The following is a 20877-nucleotide window of genomic DNA, read 5'->3' on the forward strand; positions in this document are numbered from 1 at the left end:
GCCGAGTTGACGTACGCCACCGATTTGTTCGACGCCGCGACCATCGCGCGTCTGGCGCAACACTGGACGAATCTGCTGCAAGGCATCGTCGCCGACAGCGGTCAGCGCATTGCCGAGCTGCCGCTGCACGACGCAGCCGAACGCGCGGCGACCGTGCTGCAATGGAACCCGGCCGTGGCCGATTTCCCCAGCGAGCGGTGCCTGCATCAATTGATCGAAGTCCAGGCTGCGCGCGCCCCGCAAGCGATTGCCGTGACCTGCGGCGAACAGACGCTGACCTACGAGAAGCTCAACGGCCACGCCAATCAGATGGCCCGCCAATTGATCGCCAGCGGTGTCGGCCCGGACGTGCGTGTCGGTCTGGCGGTTGAGCGCAGCCTCGACATGCTGGTCGGGCTGTTGGCGATCCTCAAGGCCGGGGGCGCTTACGTGCCGCTGGACCCCAGCTACCCGCAAGAACGCCTGAGTTACATGATCGGCGACAGCGGCATCGGCCTGCTGCTGACCCAAAGCCATCTGCTTGATCGTCTGCCGGTGCCGGACTCGGTCCGCAGTTTGATGCTCGATCAGGACCGCGACGGTCTCCAAGGCTATAGCGACAGCAACCCGCAGGTCAGCATGAGCCCGGACAACCTGGCGTACGTGATCTACACCTCCGGTTCGACCGGCCAGCCGAAGGGCACCTTGCTGGCGCATCGCAACGTGCTGCGCCTGTTCGAAGCCACCGATGCGTGGTTCGGTTTTGGTCCGACCGATGTCTGGAGCCTGTTCCATTCCTGCGCCTTCGATTTCTCGGTGTGGGAGATTTTCGGTGCGCTGCTGTACGGTGGCAAACTGGTGGTGGTGCCTTACGAGGTCAGCCGTGCGCCGGAAGATTTCTACGCTTTGCTCTGCCGCGAAGGCATCACCGTACTGAACCAGACGCCCTCGGCGTTCAAGCAATTGATGCAAGTGGCGTGCGCCCCGCAACACGCCGCGCTTCAGCCGTCGCTGCGTTACGTGGTGTTTGGCGGCGAGGCGCTGGAGGTCAAGAGCCTGCGCCCGTGGTTCGAACGCTTCGGCGATCAGGCGCCGCAAATGATCAACATGTACGGCATCACCGAAACCACCGTGCATGTGACTTACCGCCCATTGTCGATGGCCGATCTGCAAGGCGATGTCGGCAGCCCGATCGGCGAGCCGATTCCGGATTTGTCGTGGTATTTGCTCGACGGAGACCTGAACCCGGTCGCCAAAGGCTGTATCGGCGAGCTGTACATCGGGCGCGCCGGCCTGGCGCGGGGTTATCTGAACCGTGCCGATCTGACCAGCCTGCGTTTTATTCCCGATCCGTTTGCCGCTGACGGCGGGCGTCTGTACCGCACCGGTGACCTGGCGCGTTACCGCGCTGACGGCGTCGTCGAATACGTCGGTCGAATCGACCATCAGGTGAAGATTCGCGGGTTCCGTATCGAGCTGGGTGAAATCGAAGCGCAGTTGCTCGAACAAGCCGTCGTGCGCCAAGCCGTGGTGCTCGCGCAGCCGGGCCTCAGTGGTCAGCAACTGGTCGCCTGGCTGGTGCCGGACGATGCCGCGCTACTTGATGCCAGCCCGGCCGAGCAAGGCCTGTGGCGCGACCGTGTGCGTGCCGGGCTCAAGGCAAACCTGCCGGATCACATGATCCCGGCGCACCTGTTGCTGCTGGCGCAACTGCCATTGACCGCCAACGGCAAACTCAATCGCAGCGCCTTGCCGGCCCCGGACGCGAGTCAGGCGCAGCAGGCTTATCAGGCGCCCCAAAGCGAACTGGAGCAGCGCCTGGCGGCGATCTGGCAAGACGTGCTGAAGCTGCCGCGAGTGGGTCTCAACGACAACTTCTTTGAACTGGGCGGCGACTCGATCATCTCGATTCAGGTGGTCAGCCGTGCCCGTCAGGCCGGTATTCGTCTCAATCCCAAAGACCTGTTCCAGCACCAGACCGTGCAGCGTCTGGCGCTGGTCGCACAGTTGGGCGATGACTCGTCGACGATTGATCAACAGGCGGTGACCGGCGCGGCGGTACTGCTGCCGATCCAGCAGCAGTTTTTCGAAGACGAGATCCCTGAACGTCACCACTGGAATCAGTCGGTGCTGCTCCAACCGCGTCAGGCGCTGGACGCCGCCAAGGTCGAGCAAGTGCTGCGCGCGCTGGTGGCCCATCACGATGCCCTGCGCCTGAGTTTTTCGCAGCAGGATGGCGTGTGGCAGGCCGAACACCGAGCGGTGGAAGACTCATCGCAGAACCTGCTCTGGCAGGAGGACGTCGCCGATGCTGCTGCGCTGGAAGCCTTGGGCAACCGCGCCCAGCGCAGTCTCGACCTGCAAAACGGGCCGTTACTGCGCGCTGTGTTGGCAAATCTGGCCGACGGCACTCAGCGTTTGCAGTTGGTGATTCATCACTTGGCGGTGGACGGTGTGTCGTGGCGGATTGTGCTTGAAGACCTGCAAAACGCTTATCAGCAATTGCTCGATGATCAGCCGCTGAGCCTGCCATCGAAGACCAGCGCCTTCAAGGACTGGAGCGAGCACTTGCAGCGCTACGCCAACGGCCCGGCGTTGCAGGCAGAGCTGGGTTACTGGCGGGCCTGTCTGAGCGATGTCAGCACCGACCTGCCGTGCAAACGCGTGGACGCCGGTCAGCACAATCGACTGGCGCAGACTGTGCAGACCCGACTCGGCGCCGAGCTGACCCGGCAATTGCTGCAAGAAGCGCCGGCGGCGTATCGCACTCAGGTCAATGACCTGTTGCTGACGGCACTGGCGCGGGTCATCGGCCGTTGGAGCGGACAGGCGTCGACGCTGATTCAGCTCGAAGGCCATGGTCGCGAAGCGCTGTTTGACGGCGTCGATCTGACCCGCACCGTCGGCTGGTTCACCAGCCTGTTCCCGGTGTGCCTGACCCCGGCCGCGACAGCGGGTGAGTCAATCAAACAGATCAAGGAACAACTGCGCTCGATCCCCGACAGGGGCATTGGTTTCGGTGTGCTGCGCCACGTCGGTGACGCTCAGGCGCAGCAGAGCCTGCGTGCCTTGCCGAGCCCGCGTATCACCTTCAACTACCTTGGCCAGTTCGACGGCAGTTTCGAGGGCGATGACAGCGCATTGTTCGTGCCATCGCCGGACAACGCCGGCCTCGATCAAAGCCCGGACGCGCCGCTGGGCAACTGGCTGACCCTCAATGGTCAGGTGTATGGCGGCGAGTTGCGCGTGGGCTGGACCTTCAGCAGCGAACGCTTCGACAGTGCGGTGATCGAAGCACTGGCCGCCGATTACGCCGAAGAACTGGCCGCGTTGATCGGCCATTGCCTGACCCCGGGCGTCGAAGGTCTGACCCCGTCGGACTTCCCGTTGGCCGGCCTGACCCAGACGCAACTCGACGGCTTGCCATTGCCGGCGCAACAGATTGCCGATGTCTATCCGCTGTCGGCAATGCAGCAGGGCATGTTGTTTCACAGCCTTTACGAACAGGCCGCTGGCGATTACATCAATCAGGTTCGCCTCGACGTCGAAGGCCTTGATCCGCAACGCTTCCAGCAGGCCTGGCAAGCGGCGGTGGACAACCACGATATCCTGCGCACCTGTTTTGTCTGGCAGGGTGAGCTGGCGCGACCGGTGCAAGTGGTACACAAGCAACTGGACATGCCGTTCAGCGTGCTCGACTGGCGCGAGCATGGCGATGGCCAGGGCGAATTGAATGCACTGGCTGCTGCCGAGCAGGCGCAAGGTTTCGACCTGAGCCAAGGGCCGCTGCTGCGCATGGTCGTTGTGCGTCTGGATGACCAGCGCTGCCATTTGATCTACACCAACCATCACATCCTGATGGATGGCTGGAGCAACTCGCAGTTACTCGGCGAAGTGCTGCAACGCTACAGCGGCATTGCTCAGCCAGCGCTTGCCGGGCGTTATCGCGATTACATCGAGTGGTTACAGCGTCAGGACGTGCAGGCCAGCGAACATTACTGGACCGCGCAACTGGCTGACCTGGAAGCGCCAACACTGTTGGCGCAAGCACTTCAGGCGCAGCGTGGCGACGCTCCACGGGACGGTCATGGCGAGCACTTCTGTGTTGTCGATGCCCGGCAGACCCTACGACTGGGCGATTTCGCTCGCCAGCAAAAGGTCACGCTCAACACGTTGATTCAGGCGGCCTGGCTGCTGCTGTTGCAGCGCTTGACCGGCCAACAAAGCGTGGCGTTCGGTGCCACGGTGGCGGGGCGTCCGACTGAACTCAAAGGTGTCGAGCAGCAGATCGGCCTGTTCATCAACACCTTGCCGGTGATCGCCAGCCCCCACGCGCAATCGAGCGTGGGTGAGTGGTTGCAGAGCGTACAGGCGCAGAACCTTGCCCTGCGCGAGCATGAACACACGCCGTTGTTCGACATTCAACGTTGGGCCGCACGCAACGGTGAAGCATTGTTTGACAACATTCTGGTGTTCGAGAACTACCCGGTGTCCGAGGCGCTGGAGCAGGGCGCGCCGCAGGAGTTGCGCTTTGGCGAGATCAACAATCACGAACAGACCAACTACCCGCTGACGCTGCTGGTGCATTTAAGCGACGAGTTGTCGATGCACTTCAGCTACCAGTGCGAGCGTTTCGCGGCGCACAGCGTGACGCAGTTGGGCGAGTACTTGCAGCGCCTGCTCGGGCAGATGAGCGAGTCGGGCGACCGGTCGCTCAGTGAGTTGAACCTGATCGAAAGCGTCCCGAGCGTCGCTGCCGATTTCGCCACCGAGCTGTGCATTCATCAGGGCATCGCTCGTCAAGTCGTAGCGACGCCGGATGCGCTGGCGGTGACCTTTGGCAGCACGCAACTGACGTACGCCGAACTCGACGCGCAAGCCAACCGCTTAGCGCACAGACTGATCGAACTGGGTGTTGGCCCGGAAGTGCGCGTGGGCGTGGCGATGCCGCGTTCCGAGCAGTTGCTCATTGCCTTGCTGGCGGTGCTGAAGGCCGGTGGCGCGTATGTGCCGCTGGACCCGGATTACCCGGCGGATCGTGTCGCGTACATGATCGAGGACAGCCGCGCGCGGGTGCTGCTGACCGAGCAAGCCGTCGCCGCGACCCTGACGGTGCCTGGCGAAACGCAAGTGTTGCTGCTGGATCAGGTGTCGTTGGGCGGTTATCCGAGCAGTGCACCGCTAACATCGGTCGCGCCGGATAACCTCGCCTACGTGATCTACACCTCCGGCTCCACCGGCAAGCCAAAAGGCGTGGCGATTGCCCATCGCAACGTCATGGCGTTGATCGACTGGTCGGCCAAGGTCTACAACCGAGATGATATTCAAGGCGTACTGGCCTCGACCTCGGTGTGCTTCGACCTGTCGGTGTGGGAACTGTTTGTCACGTTGGCCAACGGCGGTTCGCTGATCATCGCGCGCAATGCCCTGGAGCTGCCGCACTTGCCGGCTCGCGATCAGGTTCGTTTGATCAACACCGTGCCGTCGGCGATTGCTGCGCTGCAACGCACCGGGCAGATCCCGCCAAGCGTGCGGATCATCAATCTGGCCGGTGAACCGCTCAAGCAAGGGCTGGTTGACGCGTTGTATCAACAGTCGACGGTCGAGCACGTCTACGACCTCTACGGCCCGTCGGAAGACACCACCTATTCGACCTGGACTCGGCGCAGTGCCGGTGGTCAGGCGCGTATCGGCCGTGCCCTCGACCACAGCGCCAGTCACGTGCTCGACGCTGATTTGCACGCTGTCCCGCAAGGGGTTTCGGCTGAGCTGTACCTGTCGGGGGCCGGCATCACGCGCGGCTATCTGGGCCGCGCGGCGATGACCGCTGAACGGTTCGTACCCAACCCGCTCGCCGACAATGGCGAGCGGATGTACCGCACCGGCGACCTGATCCGCGAGCGTGAAGCGGGCGAACTGGAGTACATGGGCCGCATCGACCATCAGGTGAAGATTCGTGGCCTGCGGATCGAACTCGGCGAAATCGAAGCGCGTCTGATGGCCCACGCCGCCGTGCGCGAAGGGGTGGTCGTGGCCAGTGAAGTACTGGGCAGCCAACAATTGATCGCCTACCTGGTGCCGGCCGATCCGACAACGCTGGATGCCAGCACTGAGCTGCAACGTGAACTGCACGACGACATCAGCACCTGGCTGGGCGCGACCCTGCCGGAATACATGGTGCCGACTCACCGTCTGTGGCTGGCGCAGCTACCGCTGACCCCCAACGGCAAGATCGATCGCAAGCGCTTGCCGGCGCTGGTGCTCACGGCCGCGCAACAACATGTCGAACCGGCCAATGCTACCGAGCAGACGCTGGTGGACATCTGGAAAGACGTGCTGGGTCTGGCGCAGGTCAGCACCACCGACAGCTTCTTCGCCTTGGGCGGCGACTCGATCATCTCGATTCAAGTGGTCAGCCGCGCCCGTCAGCAAGGCCTGGAACTGAGCCCGAAAGACCTGTTCCAGCACCCGACCATCGAGCAACTGGCGCCACGCGTCGCCAACACCTCGCACGTACCGGTGGCAGCGCTGGTCGACATGCCTCTGCACGGTCTGACCGACGCGCAAATCGCGCAGTTGCCGCTGCCGCAGGATCAGTTGGCAGGGCTTTATCGCTTGTCGCCGATGCAGCAGGGCATGCTGTTCCTCGGCCTGAACTCGCCGGAGTCGGACCTCTACATCAACCAGTTGTGCATTCCGGTGCAAGGCCTTGAGCCTTCGCGCTTGAAAGACGCCTGGGAAACCGTCAGCCGTCGTCACGACATCCTGCGCACCGGTTTCCTCTGGCAGGACATGGCCGAACCGCTGCAATTCGTCCTCGCCGATCCGCCGTTGCCGCTCAGCCTGCTCGACTGGCGCGAACAGGATCACTCGGCCCAAGCCTTGCAGGCCTTGGCGGACGGCGAGCGGGCCCAGGGCTTCGACCTCGATCAGCCACCGCTGCAACGTCTGACGCTGGTGCAAATGGGCGAGGACAGCTATCAACTGATCTGGACCTATCATCACATCCTGATCGACGGCTGGAGCAGTTCGCAGTTGATCGGCGAAGTGCTGAGCCAGTATTCCGGCAAGCCGCTGGCCGACGCGGTGCCGTATCGTCGTTACATCAACTGGCTGCAACAACAGGACGGCAATGCCAGCGAAGGGTTCTGGCGTCAGCACCTGAGCCAGCTCGAGGAGCCGACCTACCTGGCCGACACCGTGGCGCGTACTGGCAGCGGTCGTGGTCACGAGGCACTGTATAGCCGCTTGGGCGAGCCGCGCACCGAACAGCTCAAGGCCTTTGCGCAAGCTCAGCAAGTGACCCTCAATACCTTGGTGCAGGGCGCCTGGCTGATGCTGCTCAGCCGCTACAGCGGTCAGCGTTGTGTGGCGTTCGGCGCGACAGTGGCGGGGCGCCCGGCGAGCCTGCCGGCGTCGGAATCGATCCTCGGCCTGTTCATCAATACCTTGCCGGTGATCAAGGATGTGCCGGCCGAGCAGTCGGTCGGCGAGTGGCTGCGTGATTTGCAGGCCTTCAACCTGGAAATGCGTGAGCGCGAGTACACCCCGCTCACCGATGTGCAGCGCTGGGCCGGACGTGCCGGGCAATCGCTGTTCGACAGCATCATCGTTTTCGAGAACCACCCGATCGATCAGGCGCTGCGCGAATGGCGCGATGACTCGCTGAAATTCGGCGAAATCAGCAACGCCGGCCTGACCAACTTCCCGATGGACCTGATGGTCACGCTCGAAGAAGGTCTGGTGATTGAGTACATGTTCCTGCGTGAGCATTTCGACCGGGTGACTGTGGAAGGCATCCGCAGCAACATGGAAGGTCTGCTCGCCGCGTTGGCGCAAGACGCCGCGCAGCCGCTGGGCCGCATCGGTCTGCCGACCGGCCAGCGTTTGTTGGGGCCAGTCGTTCGGATGCCAACGCACGCGCCATGGGTGCATCAGCGTATTGGCCAATGGGCTGCCCGGCACCGCGAACAAACGGCGCTGATCTTCAACGACGAAGCGTTCAGCTACGGGCAGATAGACGCCCGGGCCAATCGTCTGGCCCATGCACTGATCGCCGAAGGTGTCGGCCCGGAAATCCGCGTCGGTGTGGCCCTGCCGCGCAGCGAAAACATGATCGTCGCGCTGTTGGCGGTGCTCAAGGCCGGAGGCGCTTATGTACCGCTGGACGCGACGTATCCACGCGAACGCCTGAGTTATCTGATGCGCGATTCGGGCATCGCCTTGTTGCTCAGCCATTCGAGTCTGCGTCAGGTGATGCCGACCGGGGACAACCTGCATGTGCTGGAACTCGATCACCTGGATCTGAGCGCTCAGCCAGAGGTGGCGCCGCAGGTCGCGGTGCAAGCGGACAATCTGGCCTACGTGATTTATACCTCCGGCTCTACCGGCCAGCCGAAAGGCGTCGGTGTCGCTCACGGGCCATTGGCGATGCACTGCCAGGCCATCGGTCAGCGTTATGAGATGAGCGAAGCCGATTGCGAACTGCACTTCATGTCGTTCGCCTTCGACGGTGCCCATGAGCGCTGGTTGACGACACTGACCCACGGTGCGCGCCTGCTGATCCGTGATGACAGCCTGTGGACCGCCGAGCAAACCTACAACGCCCTGCATGAGCATGGCGTGACCGTGGCCGCGTTCCCGCCGGTGTACTTGCAGCAACTGGCCGAGCACGCTGAACAGCACGGCAACCCGCCGGCGGTGCGCATCTATTGCTTCGGTGGTGATGCGGTGCCGGTGGCGAGTTTCGAGCTGGCGAAACGGGCACTGAAACCGCAATACATCATCAATGGCTATGGCCCGACCGAAACCGTGGTTACGCCTCTGATCTGGAAGGCCGGCGCTGACGATCAGTGCGGTGCGGCCTATGCGCCAATCGGCAGTGTGGTCGGTGAGCGCTGCGGTCATGTGCTCGACGCCGACCTCAATCCGCTGCCGGTGGGCCTTGCCGGCGAGCTGTACCTGGGTGGCGCGTTGGCCCGTGGGTATCTGGGACGTGCCGGCGGCACTGCGGAGCGTTTCGTGGCCAACCCGTTCAGCGCTGATGGCAGTCGCCTGTACCGTACCGGCGACCTGGTTCGCCAGCGTGAGGACGGCACCGTCGACTATCTGGGGCGGATCGACCATCAAGTGAAGATCCGTGGTTTCCGTATCGAGTTGGGCGAAGTCGAGGCGCGTCTCAAGCAACAACCGGGTGTGCGCGATGCCGCGGTGGTTGCCCGAGAGGGTGTCAGCGGCAAGCAGTTGCTCGGTTTTGTACTGGCCACAGCCGAAACGGCAACGGACGGCTTGTGTGAACGCTTGCGCGAGCAGCTCAAGGCCAGCCTGCCGGACTACATGGTGCCTGCGCACCTGATGTTGCTAGAGCGCATGCCGCTGACCCCAAATGGCAAACTCGACCGCAAAGCCCTGCCCAGCCCCGACGCCGAACAACGTCAGGATTACGTGGCGCCGCGCACCGAGCTTGAACGGGCCATGGCGAAGATCTGGCAAGAGGTGCTGAAAATCGAACGCGTCGGCCTCACCGATAACTTCTTCGAACTGGGCGGTGATTCGATTCTCAGCCTGCAAGTGGTGGCGCGCAGTCGCGTGCTGAAAGCTCAAGGGCTGAGCCTGAAACTGCGCGACCTGATGCAGAAACCGAGCATCGCCGAACTGGTTGCCAGTGTGCAGGGATCCGCCGAAAAAGCCTCCGGGTTGCTGGCGATGAACGCTGAGGTCAAGGGCGTTGCGCCGTTGTTCTGCATTCACGCCGGCTTCGGTACGGTGTTCGACTACGAACCATTGGCGCGCCGCTTGAGCGGGCGCCGGCAGGTGTTGGCGATTCAGTCGCGCATGCTGCTGGATCCGGCGTTCAACGATGTGTCGTTGCAGGACATGGCCAGCGATTATGTGGCGCAGATCCGTGAGAAACAGCCAGACGGGCCGTATTACCTGTTGGGCTGGTCGCTGGGTGGGACGTTGGCGATGTTGATGGCCGCGCAACTCGAACAGGTCGGCCAGACAGTCAAGTTCGTTGGTCTGGTGGACAGCTTCGTACCGTCGGCCAAGGTCAACGAAGGCACGGTGGATGATTGGCAGGCTGATCTGCGTGACTTCCTGCGGGTGACCCTGCCGGGCGCTGCGCCGGGCTTGAGCATCGATGGTGAAGAAACGCCGCAGAACCTGCGCGCTTTGTTCGCCGGGGCCATGAGTGCCGACCGTGGGGCTTCGACCTACGTGGCACTGGGCGCCGATGAACTGGCCCATGTGTTCAGCGTGGCGCGTCGACTCAAGCAACTGTCGTTGCAACTGGATCGCTGTGCACCGTTGGCGCTCAACCCCATCTGCTGGTGGACACTGGGGCGCGAAGAGGAGGCCGTGGAACTGGCGGCGCAACTCGGACAGCCGGGCATGGGCGGCGAATGGCTCGATTGCGGGCACTTCCAGATCCCGCGCGATGAAACTTTCCTGTCCGAGGCTGAAGAAATGCTCGGCGAGATCGTTGAACCAGTAGCCATGTCCTGAAATTTGCTCTGAAACCGGAAAGAAAGCATTCGGGCGCTCATCGCGTGCGAATGCTTTTGGAGAATTGAATGCCTTTGAACCCTGATATCGCCGCATTCCTGCAACTGGTCGGTAACGGCCGTGCCAGTGGCAAACGTGTTGGCATGCATGAGCTGAGCCCGGCAGAAGCCCGCGAGCAATTTGATCGGTCGTCACTGTTGATGGATGCCGGCGGCGAAGACTTGCAAGTGGTGAATGAACTGCAATTACCCGTGCGCGATGGTACGCGCCTGAACGCACGGATCTACAGCAATCAGCCCTTGTATGCAGGTGCCGGACGTCCGGCGCTGTTGTATTTCCACGGCGGGGGGTATGTGGTCGGCAGCCTCGATTCCCATGATTCGCTTTGCCGGGCATTGGCGTCGATGGCCGATTGTGTGGTGCTGTCGGTGGCTTATCGGTTGGCGCCGCAGTTTCGCTTTCCAACGGCGGCCGATGATGCCCGGGATGCCTGGGATTGGCTGGTGGTCAGTGCCGAGGATATGGGCATCGACGCCTCGCGCCTGGCGATAGCCGGTGACAGTGTCGGCGGCAGCCTGGCCACGGTACTCGCCGCGCAACTGGCGGGCGCCGCCGTGCAGCCGCGCTTGCAGGTGCTGATTTATCCGGTCACGGATGCCAGTCGCAGCACGCCGTCGATCGAGCGTTTTGGCGAAGGGCATTTGCTGGAGAAAGATTCGCTGCATTGGTTCTACGAGCACTATCAGCGTGATGTCAGCGATCGTCTCGATCCTCGGTTTTCGCCGTTGCTGGCGCAGGTCAACGCCAATGTCGCGCCGGTGCTGTTGGTGCTGGCCGAGTGTGATCCGTTGCACGACGAGGGCGTGGCGTATGCGCGTCATTTGCAGGCGGCGGGGGTTGAGGTGCAATTGAAGGTTTATGAGGGCATGACCCACGACTTCATGCGCATGGGCGCGATTATCGATGAGGCTCAAGAGGCGCAGCAGCATATTGCTGAGCGTTTGGTCGAGGTGTTTGCTGTGGCTTGACGGGATGGGTGAATATCCGTTGCTTTGGGCAACCCTGAGCAGCCGTTGCCGCGGCAACGGATATGCTCACAAACCTCAAGCTCAAATCCGCGGAAAAACCAAATCAAAAGATCGCAGCCCTCGACAGCTCCTACACTGATTGCTATGGCTTGCCCTTCAAGCCTCAGACAACCACCACTGAAGGAGTCTGTCCCATGCCTGTTACTTCTGAAAGCACCTGTGACTGTCCTAAATGCAACTGCAAGCTCGGTGAACATCCGATTGCGCGCCACGGCAAGCACTATTGCTGCGAAGGCTGTGCCAAGCACCACGAACATGGTGAGGCGTGTTCAAGCAAGGGCTGTAAATGCGCACACGGCTAACGACCGCCCACAAAAAGTGGAGCCTAATCAGGCTCCACTTGCAGTTTCAGGCTGTCGTCATCCTGCCGTTCGGTATGCCGCACTGTGCCTTGCAATCGTCGGCCTTCAACCCTGACCACCACGGTTTTCGCTTGGTCAAGGCTGTCGGGGAGCGGCGCTGACACGCGCAGGGCGAAGCTGAACGGGTCGTCTTCGACAGCTTCCAGCCCCACCTGACAATCGACACTTTTGGTGATACGACCGAACAGTGTGTCCAGGCCGTAATCCAGATGCGCCGGACTGCTGATGGTGCTCATGGTGCATTCCCCCCGATTTTTTCCAATCGCCAGGCAAAGCCTAGCTCGCCGGTCGCCACATGACGTTTTCCACGCCGAATTTTTCCGCCATAGGTTTGCTGGTCTTCTGCACCTTTTCGCGGCCGAAGCGCGGAATTCGACCCACTCCCGCGTCGCAGCTCGCCCAGTGCCACGCCTCGGCGTTGTCCATTTTGTCCGAGCGGATAATGAACGACTTGGGCGTGCCGTGAAGGGTGTAATCGATGACAAACAGTTTTGCGTTGTTCATAAAGCCCGTAATCCTCCCTGTGGTAATAGAAGGATCGCGGCGCGAGCGGAAAATTCACTCGGATTGTCGGACGGTATCTATCCATGGCGACGCGGTGGCGCACTGGTTACCATGACGGCTTCACCAACCCCAATGAATGCTCGCCATGGCCCTCGCCGCGCCCCCCGATCTCAGTGACACCGATGTCCCCGTGCAGCCGCTGGCGCGTACATATCCGCGTGGTTTGTATATCGAGCCGCATGAGCATGTCTGGGGGCAGTTGTTGTATGCGATGAGCGGGGTGATGTGGGTTGAAACCCCGCACGAGGCGCTGGTGGTGCCGCCGCAGCGGGCGGTGTGGTTGCCGCCCGGGGTACCGCACGGGATTCGCGTGGTGTCGGATTTGCAGATGCGCAATATCTACTGGCGTCCGGCGCTCGCGGCGACACTGGATGAGACGGTGCAGGTGATCGAGGTCGGCGGGTTGCTGCGTGAGTTGATCGTCGGGCTGGTGGAGCAAGGCGACAGTGGTGAGCCGGCCTACTACGAGGCGATGGTCGGTCTGGCCTTGCTGGAGCTCAAACGCGCCAGGCGTTCGCCGTTGAAGATCCCCTTGCCGAACCATTCCGACCGGCGCTTGATGAATGTGTGTCAGGCGGTGATGGCCGCACCGTCGCTGGAGATTTCTTTCGAACAGCACGCGGAACACGCCGGGGCCAGCGTGCGGACATTGGCGCGGTTGTTCAAGGACAGCCTGGGCATGGGCTTCGCCGAATGGCGGCGGCAAGTGCAACTGGCGACGGCGGTGGCGCAGTTGATCCAAGGCGTTGCCGTGAGCGCCATCGCCCGTGAGCTGGGCTATTCGCCGAGCAGTTTCAGCGACATGTTCCGCCGGGAGCTGGGTGTTCCCCCCTCACAATTCACGGCAGACTGAACGCAGATCCTGTGGGAGCGGGCAAGCCCGCCACAGGGACTGTCGGCGTACTTCAGGCATTTGGCCGATAATCAGAAGTCCTTGGCCGGTAGCGATCAAGTCCTTTCCCTAGACTCTGCCCATTCCCTTTACGCGGCGGAGTTTTCTCCATGAACTACCTGATTTCGCTGGGCATCGGCCTTGGTGTCGGCCTGCTCTACGGTGCGCTGGATTTCCGTTCTCCAGCCCCACCGGCCATTGCGCTGGTTGGCTTGCTGGGCATGCTCGCGGGTGAGCAGTTGTGGCCGATGGGCCGGCAACTGGTGGCCGGTTGGTTGTCCTGAAATCCCTCTTTCTTATTCGGTGGATGTGTCCATGAAAGCACTGCAATTCGATCAAACCGGCGACTTGTCTTCCCTGCGCTACGTTGAAGTGCCGACCCCGGTGCCCGGCGATGATGAAGTATTGGTCGAGATCAAGGCCGCCGGCCTGAACCCCAGCGACGTGAAAAACGTCCTCGGGCGTTTTCCCTACACCACGCTGCCACGCATTCCCGGGCGGGATTTTGCCGGGGTTGTGGTCCAAGGCCCGCAGGCGTTGATCGGTCAGGAAGTCTGGGGCACCGGGCGTGAGCTGGGGTTTTTCGCCGATGGCTCCCATGCGCAATTCGTCAAACTCCCGATCAAGGGCGTTGCGCATAAACCGTCGCACCTGAGTTTCGCCCAGGCTGCCAGCCTCGGCGTGCCGTACACCACGGCGTGGGATGCGCTGGAGCGCAGTCTGGTCACCGCCGAAACCCGTTTGCTGGTGATCGGCGGCGGTGCGGTGGCCACGGCGGCGTTGGCGTTGGCCAACGTTCGCGGCGCGCGGTTGTTGGCAGCGGCGCGGCGGCCGGAGCAGGTCAAGGACTTGCAAGCGCAGGGCTACCAGACGCTGCAATTGGATAAACCTGAAGACCTCGGCGCGCAGGTCAACGCGGTGTATGCCGGCGGTGCCGATGTGATCTTTGACACCACGGGTTTCTGGTTGCCGGCCTCCGTTGCGGCACTCGCGCCGTTCGGCCGCATCGCCATCATCGCCGCGCCGACCGACGGCCATGTGCAGTTGCCAGCATTGGCGCTGTATCGCAAGGGCGGTTCGGTGGTCGGCATCAACTCGCTGCTGTACGGCGTTGAAGCGTGCGCGGCCATGTTGGAACAATTCGGGCGCCTCTTCGATGAAGACTTGCTGCCGTTGCCCCAAGGGCTGGTGGAAGCGCCGCTGGCCGAAGGCCTGGCGCGGTATACCGAGGTCAATCAGGGCCGTGGTGACAAGGTCATCCTGATTCCCTGATACACCACAACGCAAAACGGTGGGCGGGCTTGCTCGCGAATACGGTGTGTCAGGCAATAGAAATATCGACTGATACGACGCTTTCGCGAGCAAGCCCGCTCCCACCGTTTGTATTGCGTGGGGTTCAGGATTGCGGGACGCCGTTTTCCCAGGCAGACCAGTGCTTGAGGATGTCTTGCACCAGCGGATTGCCGGCGCGGTAGAGGTTTTCGAGTGCCGGGACAAAACCGCCCTGATCGGCGTATTTGAGCAAATTGTCCACTTCACTGCCGCCCGGGGCCGGGCGGTCGAAGTCGGAGCCGGCGCGCACCACGGCCAGGCGCTGCACGTCGACCAGACCTTCGCGGCTGGCGCGCAGCAGCGCTTCATAAGTCGAGTTGTCTTCCTGTTGCGTCGTGCAGTATTGGCCCTTGTTGTCGGTCAACAGTTTGGTCCAGACCTCGGCCCGTTCGCTCAGGCGCGTGCCGGAGAACCAGGTGTTGCCTGCCAGTGTGTCGCAGCGAGTGACGACTGGCGGCTGATTGGCCGGGGCGGTGGGGTATTTCAGGCGCCACGCGGCGGATTCCTTGCTCTCGCTCAGTGCCACGTCGTGGCTCAGCGCGAAGGCTTTGGCCTGCAATGTCGGGTTGAGTTCGAAGACTTCGGTCTTGTAGTCCAGCGGCGGTTTTTCGTTCGGGCCCCGGGTGTTGATGCCCAGATAACCGGTCGGCCAGCTCGACGGTGCGTCGCGTGAATCCAGCTCCCACTGCGTGCCGAACTCCACCAGGTAATGCGCCCACGCGGCGGTGCCGAGGGTGCCGTGTTTGGGGCTGATCCCGGCAATGCCGGCGATCAGGAAATAGCTTTTGCGCAGGTCGAATTTCGGCGACAAGGCCAGTGCCAGGGTCGACGCGGCAGCGTTGGTCTGGCCCATGCCGGTGGTCAACAGGCACACCTGCTGCGTGTTGCAGCGGATGGTCGGGTATTCGGCGGACAGGCCCGGCACGCGGATTTGCTGCTTGAGCTCCAAGCGATCAATCCAGTTCTGTGCCTCGGGGGCGAACATGGTGATCAGGACAACCTTGGGCTGGATCGGCGCTTCGACAGCCCACGCCGTGGAAGAGAGCAGGGCGGCTGCGGCCAGTGAAACTCGCATCATTGCTTGCATGAACATCTCCTGGATTCAGAACTGATAACCGATGCCGGCGTAGTAACCCCAGCCGTTGGAACGGGCGCGGAAATTACCGTCGCCGAAGTTCAACTCACTGCCGTCCTCCCAGTTGCCGCCGTTGTGGAAATAACGCCCCACCAGCGTGAAGCGCAAATGCGTGAACGAGTACAACAAGACATTGGTCGCCACCGTGGCGTTGGCGGTGCGTGCCGGATTGTCCTTGTGCATGTCGGAGCCGAAGTCGAAGTTGGTAAAGCCGATATAGGTTAGCGAGGCGCCGTTGCTGTAGCTGTCGATGGGGATGATGTACTTGAGTTGGGCGCGGTAGCCGTCCCAGGAATACTCATTGCTCGCACCGTAGTTTTCCCACTGGTAACGCCCATACAGGTTGGCCGACAGATTGACCCGCGAATGGGTGTCGATGTCGGTGCCGAAGCCGCTGTAGAGGGTGTTGGCGCGGTTCTCTTTGCGGCTGCCGTGGTCGTATATCCAGTCGAACGCTACGTACCATTCCTTGAACGGGCCGATGGCCAGGCTGCGGCCGGCGAGGTAGTCGATGGAGATGCGCGGTTCGTGCTCCATGAACACCGGCGAACCGTGGTCCCACACGCCTTTGTCATGGCTGTTGCCGATGTTGAAAATCTTTGGCACATCAATGTAGCCGTACAGCTCGAACGGGCCTTTGCGTCCGAAATACTCGTATTCCAGGTAGATATCGTCGGCCGGTTGAGGGCCGAAGCTGATGTCCTTGCTGCCGATCAGGGTCAGGTCCTGGTTATACCAATCCGACAGGTACGCCCCTTTTTTCGGCGGGCTGGCTTTGGGGCTGAGGGTTTCGCCTTGGGCGGACTCTTCGGCTGGCGTCGATTGTGCCAGAGCACTTTGGCTGAGAAGTCCGGTAACGCCGGCCAGTAGCAAGGAAACAGCAAACGTGCGCGAAAATGGGGCGCGAAGAAGCGAGGCGCTGTGCATTCAAAGTCCTTTTTTACGGATCAAGGCCCGGGTCTGCGGGCCTGTAAGGTTTTGTGACGAAAATGCCGGTATTGACGGCTCGCAAACGTTTGCATAAGCCGTACCAATTCTTTCTTGAACGTTGAAAATCCCCAGTGGGAGCGCGCTTGCTCTGCCTGCAGACTGGCTCCCGCAGGCGAACGCATTCCAAATGTGGGAGCGGGCGTGCTCGCGAAGGGCTCCTGCGGTTCACCGCACAAATCCGCCACCCCGCGCTCTGCTAGAATCCGCCCCATTCCCTGCCAGAGACTTCCCCATGAGCGAGCCGATTCGTTTGACCCAATACAGCCATGGCGCCGGTTGCGGCTGCAAGATTTCCCCGCAGGTGCTGGAGGTGATCCTGGCCGGCAGCGGCGCGCAGAACCTCGACCCGAAACTGTGGGTCGGCAACGCCTCGCGTGATGACGCGGCGGTGTATGAGATCGATGCCGAGCGCGGCGTGGTGTCGACCACGGACTTTTTCATGCCGATTGTCGATGACCCGTTCGACTTCGGCCGCATTGCCGCCACCAACGCGATCAGCGACATCTATGCGATGGGCGGTGATCCGCTGATGGCGATTGCGATCCTCGGCTGGCCGGTCAATGTGCTGGCGCCGGAAGTGGCGCGGGAAGTGATTCGTGGCGGGCGTGCGGTGTGCGACGAGGCGGGGATTACGCTGGCGGGCGGGCATTCGATCGATGCGCCGGAGCCAATCTTCGGTCTGGCGGTCACCGGTCTTGTCGAAAAGCGCCACATGAAACGCAATGACACCGCCACGGCCGGTTGCCTGCTGTACCTGACCAAACCGCTGGGCATCGGCATCCTCACCACCGCTGAAAAAAAGGGCAAGTTGCGCGCCGCCGATGTCGGTGTGGCCCGCGACTGGATGTGCACTTTGAACAAACCCGGCAGCCGTTTCGGCAAACTCGCCGGTGTCACCGCGATGACCGACGTCACGGGGTTCGGCCTGCTCGGGCATCTGGTGGAAATGGCCGATGGCAGCCAGCTCACGGCGCGCATCGCCTATGACCGTGTGCCACGCCTGGACAGCGTCGAGTATTACCTTGATCAGGGTTGTGTGCCCGGCGGCACGTTGCGCAACTTCGACAGCTATTCGAGCAAGGTCGGCCGCGTGCAGGAACTGCACAAGCGTGTGCTGTGCGACCCGCAAACCAGCGGGGGCCTGCTGATTGCCGTAACGCCTGAAGGCAATGACGAGTTCCTCGCCGTCGCCGCCGAACTGGGCCTGAACCTTGCGCCAATCGGCGAACTGGTTGAGCGACAGACCACCGCAGTCGAGGTGATTTGATGCTCCGCGACTGCACCGATTACCGCGACATTTTCCTCAACGACCGACCGCTGATGGACGCCCGCGCGCCGATTGAATTTGCCCACGGCGCGTTCCCCGGTGTGGTCAATCTGCCGCTGATGAACGACATCGAGCGGCAGAGAATCGGCACCTGCTACAAACAGCAGGGTCAGCAAGCGGCCATCGAACTGGGCCATCAACTGGTGTCCGGTGCGGTGAAGGCCGAGCGCATTCAGGCCTGGGCCGACTTCGCCCGGGCCCATCCTGATGGTTATCTCTATTGTTTTCGAGGAGGCTTGCGTTCGCAGATCACCCAGCAGTGGTTGCGTGACGAGGCCGGCATCGACTATCCACGCGTCGGTGGTGGCTACAAGGCGATGCGCGGTTTTCTGATCAACACCCTTGAGCAAGCCATCGCGCAATGTGATTTCGTCTTGCTGGGCGGCATGACCGGCACGGGTAAAACCGAAGTGCTGGTGCGGTTGCGCAATGGGCTGGACCTGGAAGGACACGCCAACCATCGCGGCTCCAGTTTTGGTAAACGTGCCACCGGGCAGCCGTCGAATATCGATTTTGAAAACCGTCTGTCAATCGACATCCTCAAGAAGCGCGAGACTGGCATCGAGCAGTTTGTGCTGGAGGACGAAAGCCGGGTGGTCGGCAGTTGTGCGTTGCCGCTGCCGCTGTATCAAGGCATGCAGCAGTACCCGATGGTCTGGCTGGAAGACAGTTTTGAGGATCGTGTCGAGCGGATTCTGCGTGACTATGTGGTGGACCTGTCGGCTGAATTTTCGGCGGTGCATGGCGAAGATGGATTCGTGCTGTTTTCGCAGCGGCTGCTGGAAAGCCTGAACAACGTGCAGAAGCGTTTGGGGGGCGAACGTCATCAACGCATGTTGACGTTGATGGAAGAGGCGCTGGCCGAGCAGGCCCGCAGTGGCGCGGTGGATCTGCATCGCGGCTGGATCGAGGGGCTGCTGCGTGAGTATTACGACCCGATGTATGTGTTTCAGCGGGAGAAGAAGGGCGGGCGGATCGAGTTTGCCGGGGAGCGGGCGGCGGTTCTTGAGTATCTGCGTGAGCGGGTGAGTCAGAAAAATTGATGTTGGTTTGAATGGCCTCTTCGCGAGCAAGCGCCGGATCAGACGACATCGCCATCAGGTGGGACAGGTTTGCTTGCCATGATCCAGCCCTTGCTTGTAGCTGTGGCTCTGCAAACTGGCCTTGCCGTTGTGCCAGGTCAGTGTCAGCACGTACAGCGAATCGAAATCACTGGAGGCCCAATCATCGGTGATGGTCTGTTTCTCACCCACCGCTTTGCCGGCCACCTTGTTGATCAGCTCCGGCAGATAGCCATGGGACCAGGCGGTGTAGATCGTCGAGTTGTGATACTTGTCTTCGAGCAGTTCGCGGGCCAGGTCGCTGGTGTCATTGGCCGAAAACTCGATGTTCACGGGCAGGCCGAGTTTGATCGCGGCGGGGCTGATGGTCATCAGCGGACGAATGTAGCTGTAGGCGTTGTCCAGCTCACCTTCCTCGACATTGCGCGTCGGATTGGCGGCGAACACATAATTGGCCTTGCCGAACTTTTCCGGCAGCAGCGTCGATAGATCGATGGCGCGATTGAGGCCCTGGCAGTTGAGCTGACCGAGACCGCCCTCGGGTTTTTCCGCGTGGCGCAAAAACACCAGCGTCTGGGTACCGTCGACCGGTTGTGCGCGGCTCTCACTGGACTCAAGTGACAGAAACAATGCACTGACTGCCAGCAGCGAGGGCAGGGCCACATAAGCGCGTTGTTTGAAGCGTTTGGCGAAACTCAGCAGGTTCGTCATGAAATAAAAGGTTCTTCAGCATATTCGGTTAAGGCTGACAAACCTCTGCACCTCGGGCTCCCAGCACCGGGTGTTTTCCATGTCGTGAACGGCGTCCTTTGCAATAAAGGCATAGCTCAGAGTCCCCTGAGGCCGGTTTGGTTCGATCCTGGCTTTTGCACGTTAGCCGCAGGATGTGACGATTGATGCATTATGATCGGGTCTCTTTTGTGACTGGATGCTTTCCATGACCGATCTGTCCGCGTTCCCGATCACCCAGAAATGGCCGGCGCAGTACCCCGACTGGATTCAGCTCTATTCCTTGCCTACCCCCAACGGCGTCAAAGTCTCGATCATGCTTGAAGAGATCGGCCTGCCGTACGAGCCGCACCGCGTCGGTTTCGACAGCAACGATCAGTTGTCCGCCGAGTTCCTGTCGCTGAACCCGAACAACAAGATCCCGGCGATCCTCGATCCCCACGGCCCGCAGGACCAACCGCTGCCGCTGTTCGAGTCCGGCGCGATCCTGATTTATCTGGCTGACAAGAGCGGTCAGCTCCTGGCCCAGGAAGGCGCCCTGCGCTACGAAACCATCCAGTGGCTGATGTTCCAGATGGGCGGCATTGGCCCGATGTTTGGCCAGCTCGGTTTCTTCAATAAATTCGCTGGCAAGGATTACGAGGACAAACGTCCGCGTGATCGCTACGTGGATGAAAGCAAACGCCTGCTCAACGTGCTCGACAAGCGCCTGGAAGGCCGCGACTGGATCATGGGCGAGCGCTACACCATCGCTGACATCGCCACGTTCCCGTGGGTGCGTAATTTGGTGGGTTTCTACGAGGCGGGTGATTTGGTTGGTATTGAGAACTTCCCGAATGTCACCCGTGTGCTGGAGCGATTTGTGGCGCGGCCGGCTGTGCTGCGTGGCTTGAGCATTCCTCAATAAGGACG

General features: G+C 61.6%; 14 protein-coding genes (1 of these 14 only partly in view). 9 read left to right on the forward strand and 5 right to left on the reverse strand.

Features of this window, described 5'->3' with window-relative positions; translation table 11 throughout:
• The 3 genes from ACIOWA_RS07105 to ACIOWA_RS07115 form a co-directional block, all read left to right on the forward strand.
• Window positions 1-10485, forward strand: the 3' portion of a protein-coding gene (locus ACIOWA_RS07105) for a non-ribosomal peptide synthase/polyketide synthase (protein ID WP_401158988.1). Its footprint begins 4506 nt before the window's first position; only the last 10485 of its 14991 coding nucleotides appear in the window; its start codon lies off the left edge, out of view; it ends in the stop codon at window positions 10483-10485.
• A gap of 68 nt (window positions 10486-10553) precedes the next feature.
• Window positions 10554-11513 (forward strand): alpha/beta hydrolase, encoded by a 960-nt coding sequence (locus ACIOWA_RS07110; protein WP_401158990.1) that lies wholly within the window; start codon window positions 10554-10556, stop codon window positions 11511-11513.
• A gap of 194 nt (window positions 11514-11707) precedes the next feature.
• Window positions 11708-11875: a metallothionein gene (locus ACIOWA_RS07115; protein ID WP_221733310.1), complete on the forward strand. Its 168-nt coding sequence runs from the start codon at window positions 11708-11710 to the stop codon at window positions 11873-11875.
• Window positions 11876-11898: 23 nt separating this feature from the next.
• Here ACIOWA_RS07115 and ACIOWA_RS07120 read toward each other — a convergent pair whose 3' ends face one another.
• Together ACIOWA_RS07120 and ACIOWA_RS07125 are read right to left on the reverse strand one after the other, a co-directional pair.
• Window positions 11899-12171: a hypothetical protein gene (locus tag ACIOWA_RS07120; protein ID WP_339431910.1), complete on the reverse strand. Its 273-nt coding sequence runs from the start codon at window positions 12169-12171 to the stop codon at window positions 11899-11901.
• Window positions 12172-12211: 40 nt separating this feature from the next.
• On the reverse strand, window positions 12212-12439 hold the full coding sequence (locus ACIOWA_RS07125; RefSeq protein WP_221734424.1) for a DUF6555 family protein: 228 nt from the start codon (window positions 12437-12439) through the stop codon (window positions 12212-12214).
• 136 nt (window positions 12440-12575) lie between these two features.
• Between ACIOWA_RS07125 and ACIOWA_RS07130 the strand changes: the two genes are divergently transcribed.
• The 3 genes from ACIOWA_RS07130 to ACIOWA_RS07140 all read left to right on the forward strand — a co-directional run bounded on the left by ACIOWA_RS07130 (window position 12576) and on the right by ACIOWA_RS07140 (window position 14663).
• On the forward strand, window positions 12576-13352 hold the full coding sequence (locus ACIOWA_RS07130; protein WP_401158992.1) for an AraC family transcriptional regulator: 777 nt from the start codon (window positions 12576-12578) through the stop codon (window positions 13350-13352).
• Window positions 13353-13501: 149 nt separating this feature from the next.
• Window positions 13502-13675, forward strand: coding sequence for a DUF1427 family protein (locus tag ACIOWA_RS07135; RefSeq protein ID WP_095138741.1), 174 nt, complete (start codon window positions 13502-13504; stop codon window positions 13673-13675).
• 31 nt (window positions 13676-13706) lie between these two features.
• Window positions 13707-14663, forward strand: coding sequence for a zinc-binding alcohol dehydrogenase family protein (locus tag ACIOWA_RS07140; RefSeq protein ID WP_401158994.1), 957 nt, complete (start codon window positions 13707-13709; stop codon window positions 14661-14663).
• 124 nt (window positions 14664-14787) lie between these two features.
• Here the strand turns inward: ACIOWA_RS07140 and ACIOWA_RS07145 are convergent, their stop codons facing one another.
• Both ACIOWA_RS07145 and ACIOWA_RS07150 read right to left on the reverse strand, forming a co-directional pair.
• On the reverse strand, window positions 14788-15810 hold the full coding sequence (locus tag ACIOWA_RS07145) for a purine-nucleoside phosphorylase (protein ID WP_401158996.1): 1023 nt from the start codon (window positions 15808-15810) through the stop codon (window positions 14788-14790).
• A gap of 15 nt (window positions 15811-15825) precedes the next feature.
• On the reverse strand, window positions 15826-16785 hold the full coding sequence (locus ACIOWA_RS07150) for a nucleoside-specific channel-forming protein Tsx (protein WP_401158998.1): 960 nt from the start codon (window positions 16783-16785) through the stop codon (window positions 15826-15828).
• 295 nt (window positions 16786-17080) lie between these two features.
• Here ACIOWA_RS07150 and selD point away from each other — a divergent pair, with 295 nt between their 5' ends.
• Both selD and mnmH read left to right on the forward strand, forming a co-directional pair.
• Window positions 17081-18115 (forward strand): selenide, water dikinase SelD, encoded by a 1035-nt coding sequence (gene selD, locus ACIOWA_RS07155; protein WP_339431915.1) that lies wholly within the window; start codon window positions 17081-17083, stop codon window positions 18113-18115.
• Window positions 18115-19218: a tRNA 2-selenouridine(34) synthase MnmH gene (gene mnmH, locus ACIOWA_RS07160; protein WP_401159000.1), complete on the forward strand. Its 1104-nt coding sequence runs from the start codon at window positions 18115-18117 to the stop codon at window positions 19216-19218. Before selD ends, mnmH begins: the two co-directional genes overlap by 1 nt.
• Window positions 19219-19272: 54 nt before the next feature.
• Here the strand turns inward: mnmH and ACIOWA_RS07165 are convergent, their stop codons facing one another.
• Window positions 19273-19947 carry a histidine phosphatase family protein gene (locus ACIOWA_RS07165; protein ID WP_401159003.1) on the reverse strand — a complete coding sequence of 225 codons (675 nt, stop codon included), beginning with the start codon at window positions 19945-19947 and terminating at the stop codon, window positions 19273-19275.
• Between the two features lie 226 nt (window positions 19948-20173).
• Between ACIOWA_RS07165 and ACIOWA_RS07170 the strand changes: the two genes are divergently transcribed.
• Window positions 20174-20872, forward strand: coding sequence for a glutathione binding-like protein (locus ACIOWA_RS07170; protein ID WP_401159005.1), 699 nt, complete (start codon window positions 20174-20176; stop codon window positions 20870-20872).
• Window positions 20873-20877 lie beyond the last annotated feature (5 nt).

This window comes from Pseudomonas sp. NPDC087614 (genome assembly GCF_044743485.1).
Classification (GTDB): Bacteria; Pseudomonadota; Gammaproteobacteria; order Pseudomonadales; family Pseudomonadaceae; genus Aquipseudomonas; species Aquipseudomonas baetica_A.

Bases quoted from the DNA above. Each gene is read 5' to 3' on its own strand.
- ACIOWA_RS07135 (WP_095138741.1), top strand. From the start codon at position 13,502: ATGAACTACCTGATTTCGCTGGGCATCGGCCTTGGTGTCGGCCTGCTC.
- ACIOWA_RS07165 (WP_401159003.1), bottom strand. From the start codon at position 19,947: ATGACGAACCTGCTGAGTTTCGCCAAACGCTTCAAACAACGCGCTTAT.
- ACIOWA_RS07170 (WP_401159005.1), top strand. From the start codon at position 20,174: ATGACCGATCTGTCCGCGTTCCCGATCACCCAGAAATGGCCGGCGCAG.
- ACIOWA_RS07125 (WP_221734424.1), bottom strand. From the start codon at position 12,439: ATGAACAACGCAAAACTGTTTGTCATCGATTACACCCTTCACGGCACG.
- ACIOWA_RS07150 (WP_401158998.1), bottom strand. From the start codon at position 16,785: ATGCACAGCGCCTCGCTTCTTCGCGCCCCATTTTCGCGCACGTTTGCT.
- ACIOWA_RS07145 (WP_401158996.1), bottom strand. From the start codon at position 15,810: ATGCAAGCAATGATGCGAGTTTCACTGGCCGCAGCCGCCCTGCTCTCT.
- ACIOWA_RS07120 (WP_339431910.1), bottom strand. From the start codon at position 12,171: ATGAGCACCATCAGCAGTCCGGCGCATCTGGATTACGGCCTGGACACA.
- ACIOWA_RS07140 (WP_401158994.1), top strand. From the start codon at position 13,707: ATGAAAGCACTGCAATTCGATCAAACCGGCGACTTGTCTTCCCTGCGC.
- ACIOWA_RS07110 (WP_401158990.1), top strand. From the start codon at position 10,554: ATGCCTTTGAACCCTGATATCGCCGCATTCCTGCAACTGGTCGGTAAC.
- ACIOWA_RS07115 (WP_221733310.1), top strand. From the start codon at position 11,708: ATGCCTGTTACTTCTGAAAGCACCTGTGACTGTCCTAAATGCAACTGC.
- mnmH (WP_401159000.1), top strand. From the start codon at position 18,115: ATGCTCCGCGACTGCACCGATTACCGCGACATTTTCCTCAACGACCGA.
- ACIOWA_RS07130 (WP_401158992.1), top strand. From the start codon at position 12,576: ATGCTCGCCATGGCCCTCGCCGCGCCCCCCGATCTCAGTGACACCGAT.
- selD (WP_339431915.1), top strand. From the start codon at position 17,081: ATGAGCGAGCCGATTCGTTTGACCCAATACAGCCATGGCGCCGGTTGC.